The 17950-nt window shown below is 44.6% G+C and carries 18 protein-coding genes and 1 CRISPR repeat array (1 of these 19 only partly in view); of the genes, 12 read left to right on the top strand and 6 right to left on the bottom strand.

Annotated features, from left to right (window positions below; genetic code table 11):
• Positions 1-4: 4 nt before the first annotated feature.
• Positions 5-1510, bottom strand: coding sequence for a glutamine-hydrolyzing GMP synthase (gene guaA / locus AS158_RS03580; protein WP_008194380.1), 1506 nt, complete (start codon positions 1508-1510; stop codon positions 5-7).
• A gap of 112 nt (positions 1511-1622) precedes the next feature.
• On the opposite strand from guaA, the gene AS158_RS03575 reads away from it, so the two are divergent.
• From AS158_RS03575 to AS158_RS03565, 3 genes are read left to right on the top strand one after another with little or no spacing between them, the layout of a single operon-like run.
• On the top strand, positions 1623-2138 hold the full coding sequence (locus AS158_RS03575) for a chromate transporter (protein ID WP_008194381.1): 516 nt from the start codon (positions 1623-1625) through the stop codon (positions 2136-2138).
• 3 nt (positions 2139-2141) lie between these two features.
• Positions 2142-2642 (top strand): chromate transporter, encoded by a 501-nt coding sequence (locus AS158_RS03570; protein ID WP_008194383.1) that lies wholly within the window; start codon positions 2142-2144, stop codon positions 2640-2642.
• Between the two features lie 31 nt (positions 2643-2673).
• Entirely contained in the window at positions 2674-5271 is a 2598-nt protein-coding gene (locus tag AS158_RS03565; RefSeq protein WP_008194385.1) for a valine--tRNA ligase, read from the top strand.
• 30 nt (positions 5272-5301) lie between these two features.
• Here the strand turns inward: AS158_RS03565 and AS158_RS03560 are convergent, their stop codons facing one another.
• Both AS158_RS03560 and AS158_RS03555 read right to left on the bottom strand, forming a co-directional pair.
• Positions 5302-5676, bottom strand: coding sequence for a NifB/NifX family molybdenum-iron cluster-binding protein (locus AS158_RS03560; protein WP_008194387.1), 375 nt, complete (start codon positions 5674-5676; stop codon positions 5302-5304).
• Positions 5677-5690: 14 nt separating this feature from the next.
• Positions 5691-6110 (bottom strand): ferredoxin family protein, encoded by a 420-nt coding sequence (locus AS158_RS03555; protein WP_008194389.1) that lies wholly within the window; start codon positions 6108-6110, stop codon positions 5691-5693.
• Positions 6111-6392: 282 nt separating this feature from the next.
• On the opposite strand from AS158_RS03555, the gene cas6 reads away from it, so the two are divergent.
• From cas6 to AS158_RS03510, 9 genes are all read left to right on the top strand, one after another.
• Entirely contained in the window at positions 6393-7142 is a 750-nt protein-coding gene (gene cas6 / locus AS158_RS03550; protein WP_008194392.1) for a CRISPR-associated endoribonuclease Cas6, read from the top strand.
• 11 nt (positions 7143-7153) lie between these two features.
• A complete protein-coding gene (locus AS158_RS03545; protein ID WP_029683078.1) occupies positions 7154-8767 on the top strand; it encodes a TM1812 family CRISPR-associated protein in 1614 nt (537 codons plus the stop codon).
• 20 nt (positions 8768-8787) lie between these two features.
• On the top strand, positions 8788-10941 hold the full coding sequence (cas10, locus tag AS158_RS03540; RefSeq protein WP_008194396.1) for a type III-A CRISPR-associated protein Cas10/Csm1: 2154 nt from the start codon (positions 8788-8790) through the stop codon (positions 10939-10941).
• A 14-nt stretch (positions 10942-10955) separates the two neighbouring features.
• Positions 10956-11378, top strand: a complete 423-nt coding sequence (csm2, locus tag AS158_RS03535) for a type III-A CRISPR-associated protein Csm2 (RefSeq protein WP_008194398.1) — start codon at positions 10956-10958, stop codon at positions 11376-11378.
• Positions 11379-11391: 13 nt separating this feature from the next.
• Positions 11392-12141 (top strand): type III-A CRISPR-associated RAMP protein Csm3, encoded by a 750-nt coding sequence (csm3, locus tag AS158_RS03530; protein WP_008194400.1) that lies wholly within the window; start codon positions 11392-11394, stop codon positions 12139-12141.
• Positions 12142-12164: 23 nt separating this feature from the next.
• Positions 12165-13016, top strand: coding sequence for a type III-A CRISPR-associated RAMP protein Csm4 (csm4, locus tag AS158_RS03525; RefSeq protein WP_029683077.1), 852 nt, complete (start codon positions 12165-12167; stop codon positions 13014-13016).
• Positions 13013-14152, top strand: a complete 1140-nt coding sequence (csm5, locus tag AS158_RS03520) for a type III-A CRISPR-associated RAMP protein Csm5 (protein WP_004082354.1) — start codon at positions 13013-13015, stop codon at positions 14150-14152. The genes csm4 and csm5 overlap by 4 nt, the downstream gene beginning before the upstream one ends.
• The gene (locus AS158_RS03515; protein ID WP_004082353.1) at positions 14125-14700 is read left to right on the top strand and encodes a hypothetical protein; all 576 of its coding nucleotides are present in this window, start codon (positions 14125-14127) and stop codon (positions 14698-14700) included. The genes csm5 and AS158_RS03515 overlap by 28 nt, the downstream gene beginning before the upstream one ends.
• Before the next feature lie 104 nt (positions 14701-14804).
• Complete coding sequence (locus tag AS158_RS03510) at positions 14805-15227, top strand: hypothetical protein (protein WP_038050942.1); 423 nt, start codon at positions 14805-14807, stop codon at positions 15225-15227.
• Positions 15228-15263: 36 nt separating this feature from the next.
• Here the strand turns inward: AS158_RS03510 and AS158_RS03505 are convergent, their stop codons facing one another.
• From AS158_RS03505 to AS158_RS03495, 3 genes are read right to left on the bottom strand one after another with little or no spacing between them, the layout of a single operon-like run.
• A complete protein-coding gene (locus AS158_RS03505; RefSeq protein WP_008194416.1) occupies positions 15264-16055 on the bottom strand; it encodes a DUF5685 family protein in 792 nt (263 codons plus the stop codon).
• Positions 16055-16519, bottom strand: coding sequence for a hypothetical protein (locus AS158_RS03500; RefSeq protein ID WP_004082351.1), 465 nt, complete (start codon positions 16517-16519; stop codon positions 16055-16057). Before AS158_RS03500 ends, AS158_RS03505 begins: the two co-directional genes overlap by 1 nt.
• Positions 16516-16866, bottom strand: coding sequence for a J domain-containing protein (locus AS158_RS03495; RefSeq protein WP_004082350.1), 351 nt, complete (start codon positions 16864-16866; stop codon positions 16516-16518). Before AS158_RS03495 ends, AS158_RS03500 begins: the two co-directional genes overlap by 4 nt.
• A 634-nt stretch (positions 16867-17500) precedes the next feature.
• Positions 17501-17950: direct repeats of the CRISPR family, unit length 30 nt; unit sequence GTTTCAATAATTCCTTAGAGGTATGGAAAC; it runs 580 nt beyond the window's last position.

Raw genomic sequence — 17950 nt, 5'->3', positions numbered from 1 at the left:
GTTTTCACTCCCACTCTATAGTTGCAGGCGGTTTTGAAGTTATATCGTAGACCACTCTGCCGACACCTTTCACTTCTCTTGTGATCCTTCTTGCTGCCTCGTCCAGTATATCATGCGGAATTCTGGACCAGTCTGCGGTCATCCCCTCCACGCTGTTCACGGCTCGAAGCGCCACCACGTACTCATACGCCCTCGCGTCACCCTTCACACCTACGCTTTTTATAGGAAGAAGAACTGCAAACGCCTGCCACACTTTATCGTAGTAATCATGCTTTCTGAGAGTTTCTATGAATATGTAGTCCGCTTCTCTCAGGATTTCGAGCTTTTCTTCCGTGACCTCTCCCAGCACCCTCACGGCGAGTCCAGGACCGGGGAACGGATGCCTGTTTATGATCCTGTCCGGTATGCCGAGATACTTTCCTACTTTTCTCACCTCGTCTTTGAAGAGGTCTCTGAGGGGTTCTACCAGTTTCAGGTTCATCTTCTCTGGAAGACCACCCACGTTGTGGTGGCTCTTTATCTTCGCAGTCGTCTTTCCGGATGCGGCGCTTTCTATGACGTCTGAATAGATCGTTCCCTGAACAAGAAATTCCACATCGTGTTTTTTCGCTTCCTCTTCGAACACTCGTATGAATTCTTCTCCTATGATCTTCCTCTTCTTCTCCGGATCCGTGACTCCTCTGAGTTTTTCGAGAAATCTCTTCCTGGCATCCACAACCACCAGATTCATGTCGAAGTGCTCCTTGAAGACCCTCTCCACTTCTTCTCGCTCGTTCTTTCTGAGAAGGCCGTGGTCCACGAAGACACACACGAGGTTCTTTCCTATCGCTCTGTGCACGAGGACCGCTGCAACGGAAGAATCTACTCCTCCAGAAAGCGCGAGGATCGCTTTTTTGTTCCCTATTGTCTCTTTGATGTGTCTTATTTTCTCTTCCACGAGGTCTCCTATCTTCCAGTTTTTCTCGAGTTTACACACATTGAAGAGGAAATTGGAAATCATACGATCACCGTATTCGGTGTGGTGCACTTCCGGGTGGAACTGGAGCAGCCAGAACCTTTTTCCATCTGTGGCAGCGGCGATCACACCCGTTTCGGACACGGCGATCGGGTGGAACCCTTCCGGAAGCCTCACCACCTCATCACCGTGGCTCATCCAGACGTGAACCTTCTCCGGAATTCCTTCGAATATTGGGTCCTTCGAGAGCTCCACGAGAGTTCTTCCGTACTCCCCTCGTCCTCTCTTGACCTCTCCTCCTAGTTCTTTCACGATCAGCTGCATTCCATAACAAATAGCGAGTACTGGACCTTTGTATTCGTGGAACCACTCTGGAAGCTTTGGGGCGTCCTCTTCATAAACGCTTCTTGGACCACCGGAGAGGATCACGGTGTCTACTTTCGAAAGATCCACCTTATCATCGGGGAAGACCACTTCGGAATAGACCTCGTTTTCTCTGATCCTTCTTGTTATGAGTCTGGAGTACTGAGAGCCATAATCCACGACGAGTACCAACTCGATCCCTCCCGGTTTCTTTTGATACTATTAAATCATATTCAGATTTAACTCAATGGAAATTTGAGTTGAAGGAAAAAGTTCTAAAATCGAAGTTCAGGAGGGATCGAATTTGATTGGAAGACTGTTCTTCCTTTTCTTGAGGATCTCCGCCCTCACCATAGGTGGAGGATACGCCATGATTCCCGTGATGAAATGGGAGCTGGAAAGATCCGGCCTTTTGACGGAGAAAGAATTCTTTCGTATCGTGAGCACAGCTCAGGTGGTACCGGGTCCTATCGCCTTCAACACTGCGGTGCTTGTGGGAAGGAGAATCGGAGGTATCTACGGTGCGATCGCCTCTGGCGTGGCCGTTGTGCTACCACCGTTTTTTGCCATAGTTGCGGTTGCAGAAGTGATACGCACTCTCTCAGGGATCAGTTACGTTCGAAGTTTTCTGAGAGGTGCTTACGCTTCCATAATCGGACTTGTAGGGAGTGTTCTGTACCGGCTCGTGAGAAACCAGCGCTGGAATCTCTACAGAGCCGTCATGATAGGAGTAGCGGTTTTTGTTCTGCTTCTCAATGGATCCCTCGTGATTCCGGTGGTCATTTTGCTCGTTCTGCTTCTGTACCTGAAGGAGGTATGAACCTTGCTGAAACTCGCCTTCATCTTTCTGAAGATCGGTTTTCTTTCTTTTGGCGGTGGATGGGCGATCGTTGGAATACTCAAAAACGAACTCGTCACCGGTGGCTTTCTCTCTCCTGAGGAGTTCTCTCAGGCGGTTTCGATTGCTCAGATGACTCCAGGTCCCGTTGCGATAAACCTGGCAACTTACACGGGATACAAATTTTTTGGTCTGATAGGTGCTGTGTTGAACACGCTCGCCTTCCTTGGGGCTCCCATTCTGGTTATCACCGCTGCTATTTTCCTCAGAAAATACGTGAAGCTTCAGAGAGTGAGGTTGATGAAAGCGCTCGAAGGGGTTACCACAACCCTTTTGATCGTGACTCTTCTTTCGCTTCTCAGTTCCGTTCAGAATCCTATGTTGATCCTGCTTTCTGCTGCCGCTTTTGTGTGTTCTTTCTTCAAGGTGCACCCTCTTTTCATCATTTTTGGGTGTGGAGTGATCGGAGCGATCCTCGGTTTCTGATAAAATATCACAGGAAAAGGAGGTGCTGAGAGTGGCAGAACTCTCGACGAGATACAATCCAGCTGAGATAGAGACCAAATGGTACAGATACTGGGAAGAAAAGGGCTACTTCACACCGAAAGGTGTCGGAGAGAAATTCTCCATTGTGATACCGCCTCCAAACATCACCGGAAGGATCCACATGGGGCACGCTCTGAACATAACTCTCCAGGATATCGTGGTCAGATACAAGAGAATGAAAGGGTACGATGTCCTCTGGGTACCCGGAGAAGACCACGCGGGTATCGCTACGCAGAACGCGGTGGAAAAGTTCCTCCTTCAAACACAGGGAAAGACGAGGGAAGAAATCGGAAGAGAAAAGTTCCTCGAGATCACCTGGGAGTGGGCTAACAAATACAGGAGGGAAATAAGAGAACAGATAAAGGCTCTTGGAGCTTCGGTGGACTGGACAAGGGAGAGGTTCACACTGGACGAGGGGCTCAGCAGAGCCGTAAGGAAGGTGTTCGTTGAGCTCTACAGGAAGGGTCTGATATACAGAGGAAAGTACATAGTGAACTGGTGTCCAAGGTGTAAAACGGTGCTCTCAGACGAGGAAGTCGAACACAAGGAACACAAGTCCAAACTCTACTACGTGAAATACCCCGTCAAAGACTCCGATGAGTACATCGTTGTGGCAACCACAAGACCCGAGACGATGCTCGGTGACACGGCTGTCGCCGTTCACCCGGAGGATGAAAGATACAAAGACTTCGTCGGTAAGACGCTCATTCTTCCGCTAGTTGGAAGAGAAATACCCGTTGTTGCGGACAAGTACGTTGACCCGAAGTTCGGAACGGGTGCGGTGAAGGTAACCCCCGCGCACGACCCGAACGACTATCTCATAGCTCAAAGACACAATCTTCCAATGATAGAAATCTTCGATGACAACGCGAGGATAAACGAAAACGGTGGAAAATACAAGGGACTGGACAGGTATGAAGCGAGAGAAAGAATAGTGAAAGATCTTGAAGAACAGGGCTTTCTCGTCAAGATAGAGGACTACACTCATTCTGTTGGGCACTGCTACAGATGTGACACGGTGATAGAACCGAAGCTTTCTGACCAGTGGTTCGTTTCTACAAAACCACTTGCCAAAAGAGCTATTGAGGCCGTAGAAAATGGAGAGATAAGGTTCTTCCCGGAGAGATGGACGAAGGTCTATCTGAACTGGATGTACGAAATCAGGGACTGGTGTATCTCCAGACAGCTCTGGTGGGGCCACAGGATTCCCGTCTGGTACTGTCAGGACTGCGGCCATCTGAACGTCTCCGAAGAAGACGTGGAAAAGTGTGAAAAGTGCGGCTCCACGAATCTGAAACAGGACGAAGACGTGCTCGACACCTGGTTCTCCTCTGCCCTCTGGCCGTTCTCGACCCTCGGCTGGCCCGAAGAAACCGAAGACCTTAAGAGGTACTACCCAACTGACCTTCTCGTCACGGGCTTTGACATCATCTTCTTCTGGGTTGCGAGAATGATCATGATGGGATACGAGTTCATGAACGACAAGCCTTTCAGCCATGTCTACATTCACCAGCTCGTCAGGGACAAATACGGAAGGAAGATGAGCAAATCCCTCGGAAACGGCATCGATCCTCTCGAGGTGATAGACGAGTACGGTGCCGATCCGATGAGGTTCACCCTCGCAATACTCGCCGCTCAGGGAAGGGACATAAAACTCGATCCGAGGTACTTCGATGCCTACAAGAAGTTCGCGAACAAGATATGGAACGCCACGAGGTTTGTTTTGATGAACCTTGAAGATTACAAAGAGGTACCTCTCGAAAACCTCAAGACGGTTGACAAATGGATTCTCACGAGACTCAACAAAACGGTGGAAGAGGTCACAAACGCTCTCGAGAACTACGATTTCAACATCGCAGCAAGGACCATTTACAACTTCTTCTGGGATGATTTCTGTGATTGGTACATAGAGGCTTCAAAGCCGAGGTTGAAGACCGAAGAGAGGAACCTTGTTCAGACGGTTCTTGTGAAGGTGCTGGATGCGTCCTTGAGACTCCTTCACCCGTTCATGCCGTTCCTCACAGAAGAGCTCTGGCAGAAACTTCCCGTGGCCGGTGAATCCATAACGATAGCGAAGTGGACAGAGGTTGAAAGAGAACTCATCGATGAAACCGCGGAGAAGGAATTCACCAGGCTCATGAACATGGTGCGCGGCGTCAGGAACGTGAGAGCCGAGATGAATCTGCCGCAGTCTCAGAGGGTGAAGGTGTACATCAAGGGCTATGAGATCACGGAAGAAGAAGAGCTCCTTCTCAAGACTCTCGGAAACATAGAAGAAGTCAGTTTCGTGAACGAAAAACCGCCGAAGACTGCAACAGCCTACGTTGAAGAGGAAATAGAGGCCTACGTGGACCTCGGAGGGCTCATAGATTTCGAAAAGGAAAAAGAGAGATTGAAACAGATCATGGAGAAGATCCAGAAAGAAATAGATCGTCTGGAGAAGAAACTCGCAAACAAAGACTTTGTCGAAAAGGCACCTGAGGAAGTGGTCGAAGAGACGAAAGAAAAACTCAACGCCAACAGGGAACGTCTCGCAAGGCTCGAATCCATCCTCAGAGATCTAGAATGAAAAAGAGGGGCCAAAGCCCCTCTTTGTTTTTCAGTGGTGTTCGTGATGGTGATGGTCATGAACTTCGTAGTCTGAATCTTCCAGTTGTCCTGAGAGATACTGGTTCACCACTTCTTCCACCGTTCCAGATGCACCCCTTATCACTTTTATACCCAGGGCTTCGAAGGTAGAGATGGCTCTTCTTCCGATACCTCTCACTATCACCAGCTCTGCTCCTTTTTCTTTCACAAAATTTGGGACAGCACCGTGAACATGATCCTGTGCAAGAGGGTTTTCTTCAACACTGATATCCGCTATTGTGTTGTTCTCCACCTTCACGAATGCGAAATACGGCGCTCTACCGAAGTGTTCCGATATGGGAGAATCTTTTCCTCTGTTTTCGGAGACAGGAATGGCTATGATCATTGTTTCACCTCCTCTCAGGGTTCGGGTTTGGTTTCCGTTTCTTTTGGTGACAGATGATCTTCGGCCAGGAGAGGCTTTATTATCTCAAAGGCTTTCTTCACAATTTTGTTCTGCGCAACCAGCTTTTTTATATAGGAAGCATCGGGGAAACTTATCGCTCCTGTCGGACAAAGGTTCATGCACGTCTGACACGCGACCATACAGTTGTAAGGACGCGCCACTATCACTTTTCCCTCTTTTTTGTCGAAGTCGAACACTCGTCTTCCGCAGGTTACAAAGCAGATTCCACATGTCACACATTTATCGTAATCGATGGTCGGGTACCACTCTATTTCTTTCCTGTCCACGCCCCACCATGGGACTTTAGAAAGATCACGAACTTCTCGACCAAGGGCATCCTTTCCAATCAACGGAGTGTTCTTTGCCTCTGCCATAGTCTTCCCTCCCAGTTTTGTTTTTCTTCGTGGTAAGGGGAGGGAGTATCAATACCCGCACCACCAGCACTGACAGACCTTTCTCACGACTCTCACCTCAGGGAAATTATATACTTTTTGCATATATTTGGTCAAACAAAAAATCGCAGAGTTTGGAGAATTTTTCTTGACTATTACATCAGAAAAAAATCATCGATAATGACTACTCAAAGAAAAAAGAATAGTATGCAAAGAAAATTTTAATGATAAAATTATCACAAAGACATTCAAGGGGGAAACAGTATGAGATTGAAAGTTTCTTTTCAGGCGATGGAAAGCACTGTTCCGTTGAATTACAACTATTTTCTTTCTTCTTTCATCTACAAGAGATTGGCTTCACAGAATGAAAACTTTGCCAGATTCCTTCACGAGAAGGGTTATGGGAAGAGGTTCAAGTTTTTCACTTTTTCACAGCTTTTCTTTGAAAATTCCAGAGTCAGCGGTGAGAAAATCTTCATATTTCCAGGAAAAGGATGGTGGTACATCTCATCCCCAGTAGTTGAATTCGTCAGGTACCTGTTTTCTTCTCTCTCCGAAGATCCCGTGATCAGGGTAGGGAAAACAGAGTTCATCGTGAGATCCATAGACATCGAAAATTCTCTTCCTGACCAGTCGGAATACCACTTTATCATGCTGTCACCGCTTGTGGTCAGTGTACCTGAAGAAAACAACGGAAAGCTTTACCACAGGTATCTTCATCCGGGAGAGGAAGAGTTCTACGAAGTTTTCAGAAAAAATCTTATGAAGAAGTACAGAGCTTTTTACGGAAAAGATCCAGAAGGCACTGTTGAAGTCATCCCCGATTGGGATTACATCAAATCACGTCAGCGGATAACCAAGAGGATCAAATTGAAAAACGCGTTCGTCAGAGCCGTGGTTTTCCCGTTCAAAATCAGGGGCGAGAAAAAGCTTGTAGAGATCGGCTATGAAGCGGGTTTTGGAGAGAAAAACAGCATGGGATTCGGAATGGTAGCGTTGAAGAAAGATATATAAGGGGTGATGAAATGTGTGAAACAGTCAAGCTGGTTACTTTTCTTGGTTTAGGTGAATACGAAAAAAGTTGTGTAGTTTTTGAAGAGGGTTTTTGTGTTCAACAAAGAATCTTTCCTCTGGCAATAGTTGAGTATCTGAATCATATCGGGAAGCATGTTGAAGTGTTATTCTTTCTGACAAAAGTGGTAAAAGAGAAAGAAAAATGGAGCGAGTGCATAAAATTTTTGGAGGCAAGAAAGGTACCTTACAAAGATTTTGAAATATTAGAAGAGCTACCCCCAGGTGACCTAATGAACTTTCTAGTAAAGAATCTTATAGAGAATCTGGAAGAAGGGGACAGAGTTATACTGGATGTTACTCATTCGTTCAGAAGTATTCCATTGATGGCAAGTGTAGTAGCCCTGTACCTTAAAGAGGCCAAAGATGTTAATGTGAGCGTAGTTTACGGCAAGTACAATAAAGAAACAAAAGTAACAGAGTGCGAAGATTTGACCCCACTAACTGAAGCTACATCATGGATATATGCTGTTCGATTGTTCAAAGAGTATGGATATGCGAAAGAACTCGCTGATTTGATAAAAAAGAGAAATGAAGAAATATACAGGAGAAGTCAAAGTTCGAAAAAACCAAAGCTACTTGGTTCTATGTCTCAAAAACTTCAGGATCTTTCGTCTTCTATACGTCTTGGATCCATAGTAGCCATAAGGAAGAATTTAACCAATTTCTTCAATTTTATTGATAGAAATAAGGCAAGAATAAGAGAGGAGACGGAGGTTTTTGTTCCAGAGATTGCGGCTCTCTTAGATGGGATCGAAAAAAGATACAGGGCTATACATGTTAAATCGGAGAATTTTGAACTGAGCGAAAAAGAATTGGAATCTGAAAAAGAGTTACTGGATTTCTATCTTCAAACAGGAGATTTAGGTATGGCTCTTCGTTTGGCAAGAGAATATCTTATAAATGTCTATTTGATGTCTGGAGGGGAGAAGAGTGACTTCTTGGATAGAAATGTTAGAGAGTCTGTGAACATTTCAACGTTTGGCTATGATACCATCCTTCAGGCAAGAAATCATGTTGCTCATTTCGGATTCAACAAACTCCAGCTTCCCTCCTTGAAAAAGATAGAAGATCACCTGAAAGTGCTTGTTCAAACCCCACCGGAACAACTTCTGGAGTCTGCGAGAAAAACTCAGCGAAACAGAAAAAGAGCTCTTCTCACTCCTCTCGGTACGACAAAAGGTGCTTTATACACCGTTCTGAAAAAAATTTCACCTGATCTACTCCTGGTTATAACTTCAAAACAGGGAAAAGCTATTCTTTCAGAAATTCTGGAGAAAGCTGAATTCAAGGGTGAATTTAGGGTAATCCTTCTCGAAGACCCTTTTATGGGTGTAAGTGAAATAGATCGAGTAGTATCCGAAATCAAAGAACATCTTTCTGACGTGGATGAAGTGATCGTCAATCTCACAGGTGGAACCACTTTTCTTACGTACGTTATCGAGCGTGCCAAAAATCAAATTAGATACGGAAGAAAAGTAAAAACTATCCTGGCTGTGGACAAGAGAACTTACGAAGAACAAAAGCAAAATCCTTTTGTGGTGGGTGAAATTCTGGAGCTTGATTGAGAAAAGGAGGTGAATCTTCCTTGAAAGACAGAGAAGAGCTTGTCGTTGGGGCTCTCCTGCACGACATAGGAAAGATCGTAAGAAGGGCGGGGGATGACAGAAGACATCAGATTGCCGGATACGATTTTACAAACAAAGTGAAGAAATTCGCTGTAATTCAGGACTACATTCACTACCATCATGAAAAGGATCTTCTGAAAAAAAGTTTGGAAAACGAAAAGGTTTGGTATGTGTGCTTCGCAGACAACCTCTCGAGCAAAGAAAGAATGACTGAAGGTCAGAAGTTTGAAGAACTTCGAAGAATGGACAACCTCCTCTCAAAGATCCCGGAGGGGGAATCTTCCAGAAACGTCACTTACTTTCCTGCAAAACCAGCCAACGAAGTGGTGGAAGCGGTAAAGGATATGAAAGAAGATCAGAAAACCTACGAGGATCTCTACAGGAGATTTGTCGAAGACGCTCAGAAGATTTCTCCCACACCAGATGATGTGAATTTTCTCACTTACAAGTACTTCTCGTTCATTCCTCAGGAAACAAGAGTGGAAGGAGACATGGATATATCGCTCTACGACCATCTGAAGGTCACGGCTATGCTCGCTCTCTCGCTCTATGACTACGCAAAGGAAAACGACCTCAAATTCGAATCCTACCAGGAGATGAAATCATACTTTGAGAATTCCGACGTGAAACCTTTCCTCCTTGTTGGGGGAGATGTCTCCGGGATACAGAACTTCATTGCCAACGTCTCTTCAAAAGGCGCTCTCAGATCCTACAGAGGAAGGAGTTTCTTCATAGAAATTCTCCAGGAAGTCGTTGTGGATGAGATTCTTGATAAAACAGGCTTTTACAGGACAAACGTTCACTTCATAGGAGGAGGGCATTTCTACCTCGTCCTTTCCAACACGGAGAAGGTGAAGAAAGCCCTCGAAGAGATCAGAAACGAGTTGAACGAATGGTTCAGAAATAGGGGTCTTTCACTCCACCTTGTGATCGAATCTGTTGAATTTTCGGTGAAAGACGTGGAAGACATGTCCAAGGTTTTCAAGAAGATCGGTGAAAAGTTGAACGAAAGAAAATACAGAATGTACACGGAAAAAGACCTTGAAGCGATCTTCCCCGATGATTTGAATCTGATCCAGGAGAAGGGAAACCACACCTGCAAAATCTGTGGAAACAGAGTAGACAGGCTCTTTTCCATTCGAGAAGGGGAAGAGGAAATTGCATGTGACTTCTGCAAGGAAATGTACGATCTTGGAAGAGAACTTCTTGAAGAGTCTCACGTGTATCTTGCTGAAAGAAAGAATGGAAAGTTCGAGATTTTTAAGAGAAAATTCGATTTCTCGAGAGAACCGGGAGAGGGTTTCAGCTACAAGTTGAGAAGGATATACGAATTCTCAGAGAAGGAAAAGAACGTCAGAAGAATACAGGTGGTGACGTATTTCAAAGAACAGGAGTTCGAGAAAATCGCAGAAAAAGCACCTGGCAAAAAAATAGCGAGCCTCCTTGTTGACGTTGACAACCTTGGAAAGATCTTTCTCAAAGGCTTAAAGAAAAAGACCCTCTCCAGATACAGCACCCTCTCAAGGCTCATGAGCTTTTTCTTCAAAGAAAGAGTAGAGAGTATTGTTGAAAGAAAGAACGTTATGGTGATCTATTCCGGTGGAGACGATCTCTATTTGGTTGGCGGATGGAACGATGTTCTGGATGTGGCAAAAGAGTTGAGAGAGGCGTTTGGAAGATTCACAACGAACGATTTCATGACGTTCTCTGCGGGATACGTGATCACCGATGAAAAGACAAGCATGAGCCTCATAAGAGAAATGTCTGAAAGAGCCGAAAGCGCTGCCAAGAAATCCGGGAAGAACAGCATAGCATTTTCGAACAGAAGCTACTATGCAGTGAAGTGGAACACCTTCTTCGAAATGTACAACTTTTATCAAGAGCTGAAGGAAATAGCAGATAAAGTGGACAGAAGTGTCATCAGAAAGGCTTTGAATCTCACAAGGGAAGAGTCTCCTCTGAACAAAGCCTTCCTCGCCTACATAGAGGCAAGGGAGAACAAAGACGAAGACAAAAGAGTGGCAAATCTCATGAGAGAGAACATAGATCACCTCGGTGAAAACGCCTTGAATGTAATCCTCCAGTTTGTGGATCTTCATGCAAGAAAAAGCTGAAGGAGGGATGAGCGGTGGCAGTTTCTCAGAGCGTTTCTCTCAAAGAAGATTTGAAGGACCTTGTGAGAAAGGCAGAGGAAATCGGAAGGGAACTTTCTGGAAAGCTGAAGACAAACCAGCTTAGAAAGTTTCATGGTCACTTAACCAAAATCTGGAGCAACTACATCTACAAAAAGAAGGACTACAGGGATAACCCGGAGAAGTTCAACGAAGAGATCCTTAACGAGCTTCACTTCATGAAAATATTTCTCGCATATCAGGTTGGAAGGGATATCGAAGGTATCAAAGAATTGAAGGAAATACTTGAACCTCTCATAAACGAGATAAAGACTCCTGATGAGTTTGAGAAATTCAAAAAGTTCTACGATGCAATCCTTGCGTATCACAAATTCCATTCTGAATCCGAAAAAAGCAACAGAAGGGCAGCCAGAAGATAAGGAGGGATGAGCGGTGGAAAGGCCGATACTCGGAAAGTACATCATAAAGGGAAAGATCATTCTGGAAACAGGTCTTAGAATCGGAGGTCAGGAGCTCGGCGTGAACATCGGTGGTATAGACAATCCCGTTATCAGAAATCCTCTCACGGGAGAACCCTACATCCCCGGAAGCTCTGTGAAAGGAAAGATGAGAAGCCTGATGGAAAGGTTGTTGAATCTGGATATATCTGGGAACAAGGTAAGAAGACACGAATGCGAAGATAAGGAATGTAAAGTCTGCAGGGTGTTCGGTTCGACTTCGACTTCGAAAAATGGAAACAACATCCCTTCACGCCTTCTTGTCAGAGACGCGTTCCTCACAGAAGATTCAAAAACAAAACTCCTCAGCATGGAGACCGACCTTCCATACACGGAATGGAAAACAGAGAACGCACTGGACAGAGTCACCTGTAAAGCCGATCCGAGAAGCTTTGAAAGAATTCCTGCAGGTGCGGAGTTTGAATTTGAGATCATCTACACGGCAGAGAACGAAAAGCACATAAAGGAAGACCTCGAAAATATAGCCACAGCTCTGGAGCTTCTCGAAGACGACTATCTCGGTGGAAACGGCAGCAGAGGATACGGAAAAGTGAAGTTCAGTATAGAAAAAGTGATCTTCAAGAGTGCCGATTACTACAAAGGAGAAGGAACACCAGTAGAAAAAGAAGTCAAAGGTGGTGTTGAGGGCTTTAAGAAAGCCATTCCCGAAATCGTGAAAGGGTGATAGGAGTGCGCCTTCTGGTGAAGATGAGTTTCAGAAGTGGTTTCAAGGTGGGTAGGGGGAACGAGACCGATTCCACCCTCCCCACCATCCATTCCGATACCATCTACGGTGCTGTCGTGTATCACGCTTTCAAGTGGTCTGAGAAAGCCGAAGACTTCGCAAAGAAGTTGAAGGTCTCTTCTCTTCTGTTCGTTCGCGGTGATCGCCTTCTTGTTCCAAAACCTTTTCTTTACAACACCTATTCGTTGGAAGAAGATGATGAGGAAAGTCCAAAGGAGCTGAAGAAAGCAAGTTATGTTTTCCTGGACAAGCTCGCTGACTATCGGTCGATAAAGGAAGCAAGCGGTGCTGTCTGCAAGGAAAATCCGGTGGAGATAGTGAGGATTCCAAGAAATTCCCTCGACAGGATAACGAGTTCCTCCAATCTCTACTTTGTGGAAGTTGCTTTCGTAAAAGAGGGGTTCACTCCGGCATTTCTGGCAGAATTTCCCGATGAATACGAGGGGCTTTTCAAAACAGCTGTCAAGTCTCTTGGAGATAGTGGAATAGGCGCTGACTCAACTTACGGATACGGACTTTTCAATGCCGAGTTCGAATCTGCTCCAGATTTCCCGGAAGAGGGTGAGTACTATCTCACCCTGTCGCTTTTTGTACCTTCTGCAGAAGAGAGATCAAAGATGAACGAAGGATACTACAGGGTAGTAAAAAGGCGCGGAGTAAAAAGGGATGAAATGAAGGTAAAGAAGGAGATTTCTTATGTTCAGGAAGGTTCTGTGTTTCCTTTCAAGCCAGAGGGCCGTGGGGTGTTGAAGATAGAAGACTATTTTGTCCAGACGTCTCCACTCTGCGTGGCTTTCGGTGGTGATGGGAAATGAAGGTGACTCTCAAAACACTGACTCCCCTTCACATAGGAAGCGGCGAAAAGTATCCTCCTTGCAACCTCGTTGTTCTGAAAGAGGAAGAAAACAAAAAAACAGCTGTGAGGCTTATCACAAGAAAATTTCTTGAAGTTTTGAGGAAACACCCTGAAATCAAGCAAAACATCTCTGAAAATATCTCTAAACCCCTCAGTTTTAAAGAAGTAGAAAACGTGGAAGATGGTGTTTTCTATGAGGTGAGCCTCTACTCAGATTTCTCCAGTGGGAAGAAAAATCCGGAGATTCCTGAAGTTGTTCACCATCCCGACGGAAGCGTTTATGTCCCGGGAAGTTCGCTGAAAGGCGCTGTAAGACTTGCACTCACCTGGCACGTTTTGAGGAACAACAGGAATCTTCTTGAAGAATTCCGCAGGAATGTACAAAAGGATCTTCAAAATCACAAAAGGGCATTCTATCAGACCAATGAATTCCTGAATGGATTGTTCAGATTTGCTCCAAAAGAGATCAACACCGATTACTTCCGCTTCCTAAGAGTTTCTGATTCTCAAACACTGAGGACCCAGCTGGTTGTGCACGATGTCGGGATTTTCTACGTAGCTCGTCCCAACACTCACCCCAGAACTTTCCCTCTGGAGTTTGTTCCTATCAACAGAGATTTCGTCTTTGATGTGAGGTTTGTGAAAGAAGAATACGATTACTTTCTCACACACGTGAGAAAACGCTACGGAGTAGAACTTCCTGGAAGCATTGAAGAGATCTTTTCGATCGTGAACGAGTTCTACTCCGAAGTCTTCAAATTCGAAAGAGAACGCTTTAAAAAAGCAAAGGAGAATTTTGAAAAGCTCGACACCAGTAAAATCGAAGAAAGATTCCAAAAGATAGAGAAAGTGCTTCAAAGCAAGAAGTACGTACTCATACACATAGGATACGGTGGAGGACTCATGGCAAATTCGCTCTTCATTCTCCTTGACGAAGAGACAAGAAAACAGGTGAGAAACATTATAAAGTACCATAAAGATGACGAAGCTCCTCTCACGAGGAGATACCTCGTTCAGAGTGAAAACAACAGTTACAGAGTGATATCTCCGATAGGATGGTGTGCGTTGTGGTTGGAAGATTCCCAATCTACGTAGAAGAGGAGTTCACATCGGATGAAAAGAAGTGGGAGTTTGTCCTCTCGAAAATCGAGTCCATCGATCCGGCAGTGGCTTCCTTCGTGGAAGAAGCACCGGATGGAACAATGAGAGTGATCGGTCCGTTTCGGGCGAGGAGTGGTTACGCTCTTGTTATCTCCTCGCCTCTTTCTTCGCTCTTTCATTTCTTGGTTCTCAACGTTCCCCGTGTTTTGAACGCAGTCGTGAAACCCGGAAGAGCCTACGTCGAAATATACGAAAAGAGAGATCTTTTCGATTCACCCGGGGTGTTCACTTTGAAGGTGAAAGGAGCAAAGGGTTTCTCACTGAAGCAGTTGAAAGAAGACATGAAACTCTTCCTCGGTGTCGAGGTTGAACCCGCCTTCCAGCCGGTTTCTCTGAGAAACACAAAGAACGGTGTTATCGTGACCTTGAAAACCCTCACCCCTGAAACGACCGCTCTGGTGAAACTCTCGAGGCTTTGTGGCACCGGTGAGAGCAGAAAGTACGGACATGGAGATGTAGAGATCTACAGGATTGTTGAGTAAAGTCAGTTTGTTCTTTATTGAGTTCTATCACCACCGAAGAGCTGTTTTTCCTGTGAATGCAAAAAGAAAGAATAAAGGAGAGGGGCGCTATGAGGAGGGGTAGCGTGAAAAAGGGTTTCATCTTTCTCAGTTTCGTTGTGGTTATTCTGCTTTTTGTTACTTCTTTTGTATCGTCCAGCTCTGGACCTTCTGTTCCTGTGATAAAGGGCAGATGGGAAAGCGGCACTTTCGTAGGCGATTTTAACGGTGATGGAATTGTGGAATCTTTCAGAGTTGTGTTGATAGTAGAAGACCAGAATGGTTCCAGCTTCACCGGGAAAACCGGAGCGATTGGTAGCCCGCAGGGATACGACTTGGAGACAGAAGTCTATTTCAACATAACCGGCACGATAGACCAGTATGGATACATAACGATCAGAATCGTTGGACTTGAGAATGAACCTCCAACAGTCGGGAAGTACGAGGAAGGAAGGATAAAGCTTCAGGAACCCCAGTATGGTGAAGTAATTTTGTACAGAGCTTCATAGTTCTCACAAAGGCGTCCCTCTCCTTTGCTGTCATTTTCAAGTTTGGCTCCTTTTGAGGATTTTTTCCGTTGTGGTCGGAATTCCGAGAAAGATCACATTATCAAGTATTGTCTTGTTCCTCTTTATATCGAGAAGGTCGTAGGCTTTCCATATCTCATCAATACATTTCTTCAGGTGGCGTCTCAGTTCGGATCGTGCCTTTTCAAGGTCACCGTTGTATTTCTTGACGAGCGGGTTGAACACGTTTTTTCTCTTATCCTTTTCAAAGTCATCCAGCGCATCTACGATATAGAGCCATTTTCCAAGAGACAAACCAAGGTAGTAAAGAATTTTTCTCTGGGTTTCTTCTTTAACCATTTTGCTGAGGATTGTTCCAACTATTTTGCCCTGTTCTTCTGCGAGGATTTTGAAATCTTGTTCCTTTTTTTCCATTTCGTAGAAGTTCTCAAAAAGACTGGATATTTCGGGATCTTTCTTCAAAAAAGCGCTCGCAAATAGGTAAACGGGATTTTTTCTGTCTATGTAGTTGTCTTTCAGCTTTTCACGAAGAAGGGCAGTGAAAACACGAGCCACCTCGTCTATTTCGCTTGAGGAGTAAAAATCCACCTTTTTGAGGGTGAAGATACAGAGTTCTTTTTTTCTTTTCAAATCGCTGTTGTTCAGACTTGAAAGAAGAAGTCCAAGTGATGCGGCTTCGTAGGTGAGGAGGAAACGCGGAATGATTGAATACTTTTTCAAAGCTTTGCAGACACCGCAGTAGTACCCTCTGAATTCTTCGTACTCCTTCACTTTCAGTTCGCACTTCAAGGGTTTGATATATCCAAACATCAATTTTTCCTCCTGATGATTCTGAGAAGTTCTTGAAGGATCCTGTTGTACAGGTAGTCGTAGACAAAGAACGCAACCTGAACACCAAGAAAGCCGAGCACGTAGAGAGAAAAGGAAACATCAGGCAGTTCAGCATTGAAGAATTTTGAAGCCACAAACACCAAAAGCAGAGTAGAAGCGTTCAAGTAGAGAAACCTGATGAGAATCGGTTTCTTTCTGAGAAAACCGTAAAAAGAAAGCACGAAAAAGAGCAAAACATAGCCTGGATTAGGAACAAGAAGAAACACAAGAACATTCACAGCGATTATGATTGGAACAGATCCGATCCCGAAGAGTTCCACAAGAACCCCTGTGAAAACACTGCTCAAAGCGGCGAAAAATATCTTGCTCTTCGTGAAGTTCCCAATGTAGAGTAGAAGGACAACGAGAGCGGAAACGAGCCCTCCATAAGTGACTTTCTTCACATGCAAGGAATGCAGTCACCCCCGCATGCTTCACAACAGGTATCTGTGCACCATGCACATCCAAGGCAGGCGAGAATATCGCGACAGCCGTCGTTCCCCCTGTATCTGTATCCCATGGAATAGAACGTGTTATGTACATTTTCCTGTCCGGGTGTTTCTGAAAACTCACCACTCATCAATACAGCGTACGCTTCGTTGATCTGCTTCATTTTTTCTTCCGCAAGATCTTTGAGAGGATGATCCTTGTATCGGTCCGGATGGTACTTTTTCACCAGCTCTCTGTAAGCTTTCTCTATCTCTTCCTTTGAAGCACCAGGTGGAACACCAAGGACTTCGTAGGGATTCACAAAGATCACCTCCACGGCGAAAGCTTCTCTGATATTTTAACATCTGGAAGTATTTCAGAAGGTGATGTTAGAAAAATCTTTATTAACTAAATCTTAATATGTTTTATTCATACAAACCAGGTTAGTTCCAATCATTCACAAAGTGGGTGATGCGTGTACATGGCACTGGAAGATCGATACAGAGTATGCAATTACCGGTAACGAAAAATTTCATGCGGATTTGTGGTACCGGAAGCTATGCGTTAAAAAAGGAATAATGGATGATATGAAGAGACAATATGAAGAGAATTTGTGGAGATAGATTACGTGTAAGTGCTTTAAATTCGAGAAGTTAACAGTTAACTTCTAACACACTGAGGAATACCTTCTTTCATCTATTTGTGAAACATGGAACTAATCGATTTTTACCAAAAACACCCCAAAATGCCCTGACGTAGGTTGATATAATTTATCTTCTGTTTTTTGCTTGTGTTCTTTCATTGTTTGACTATGCAATTATTCCATTTTTCCAAACAGTACTTGAAGGTGCTCTCTTGTGTGTTAGAATGGTTTATGGAAAAGGAGAATATGGAAGTTCAAAAAACATCTTGCTTTCAGAGTGTGTTTGTGGTATAATTTCTCTTGAACTCAACGGGTTTCAATAATTCCTTAGAGGTATGGAAACAATCAAGTCCTTCACTTGTAGCCTGTACCGTATACTGGTTTCAATAATTCCTTAGAGGTATGGAAACAACATAGCAAAAGACTCAACCCTGAACAGCGTAAACAGTTTCAATAATTCCTTAGAGGTATGGAAACCTTTGGGGAGTTCGTCCAGTTGTATTTCAACCAGTGTTTCAATAATTCCTTAGAGGTATGGAAACACTCGTCGAAACTTGTAACGTCCATCAGGTAGATGTATCGTTTCAATAATTCCTTAGAGGTATGGAAACAGGGTCAGGAATGGGTAAACGTAAAAGATTATGGAGCGTTTCAATAATTCCTTAGAGGTATGGAAACTCTCTTTCCACATCGTATCCACATCTCGCTTGACCATGTTTCAATAATTCCTTAGAGGTATGGAAACTGTGAAAACTCTTCGTAG

This window comes from Thermotoga sp. 38H-to, from assembly GCF_011057665.1.
Classification (GTDB): Bacteria; Thermotogota; Thermotogae; order Thermotogales; family Thermotogaceae; genus Thermotoga.
The sequence above is the reverse complement of the archived record's forward strand: the minus strand, read 5'-3'. Positions and strand labels throughout refer to the sequence as shown.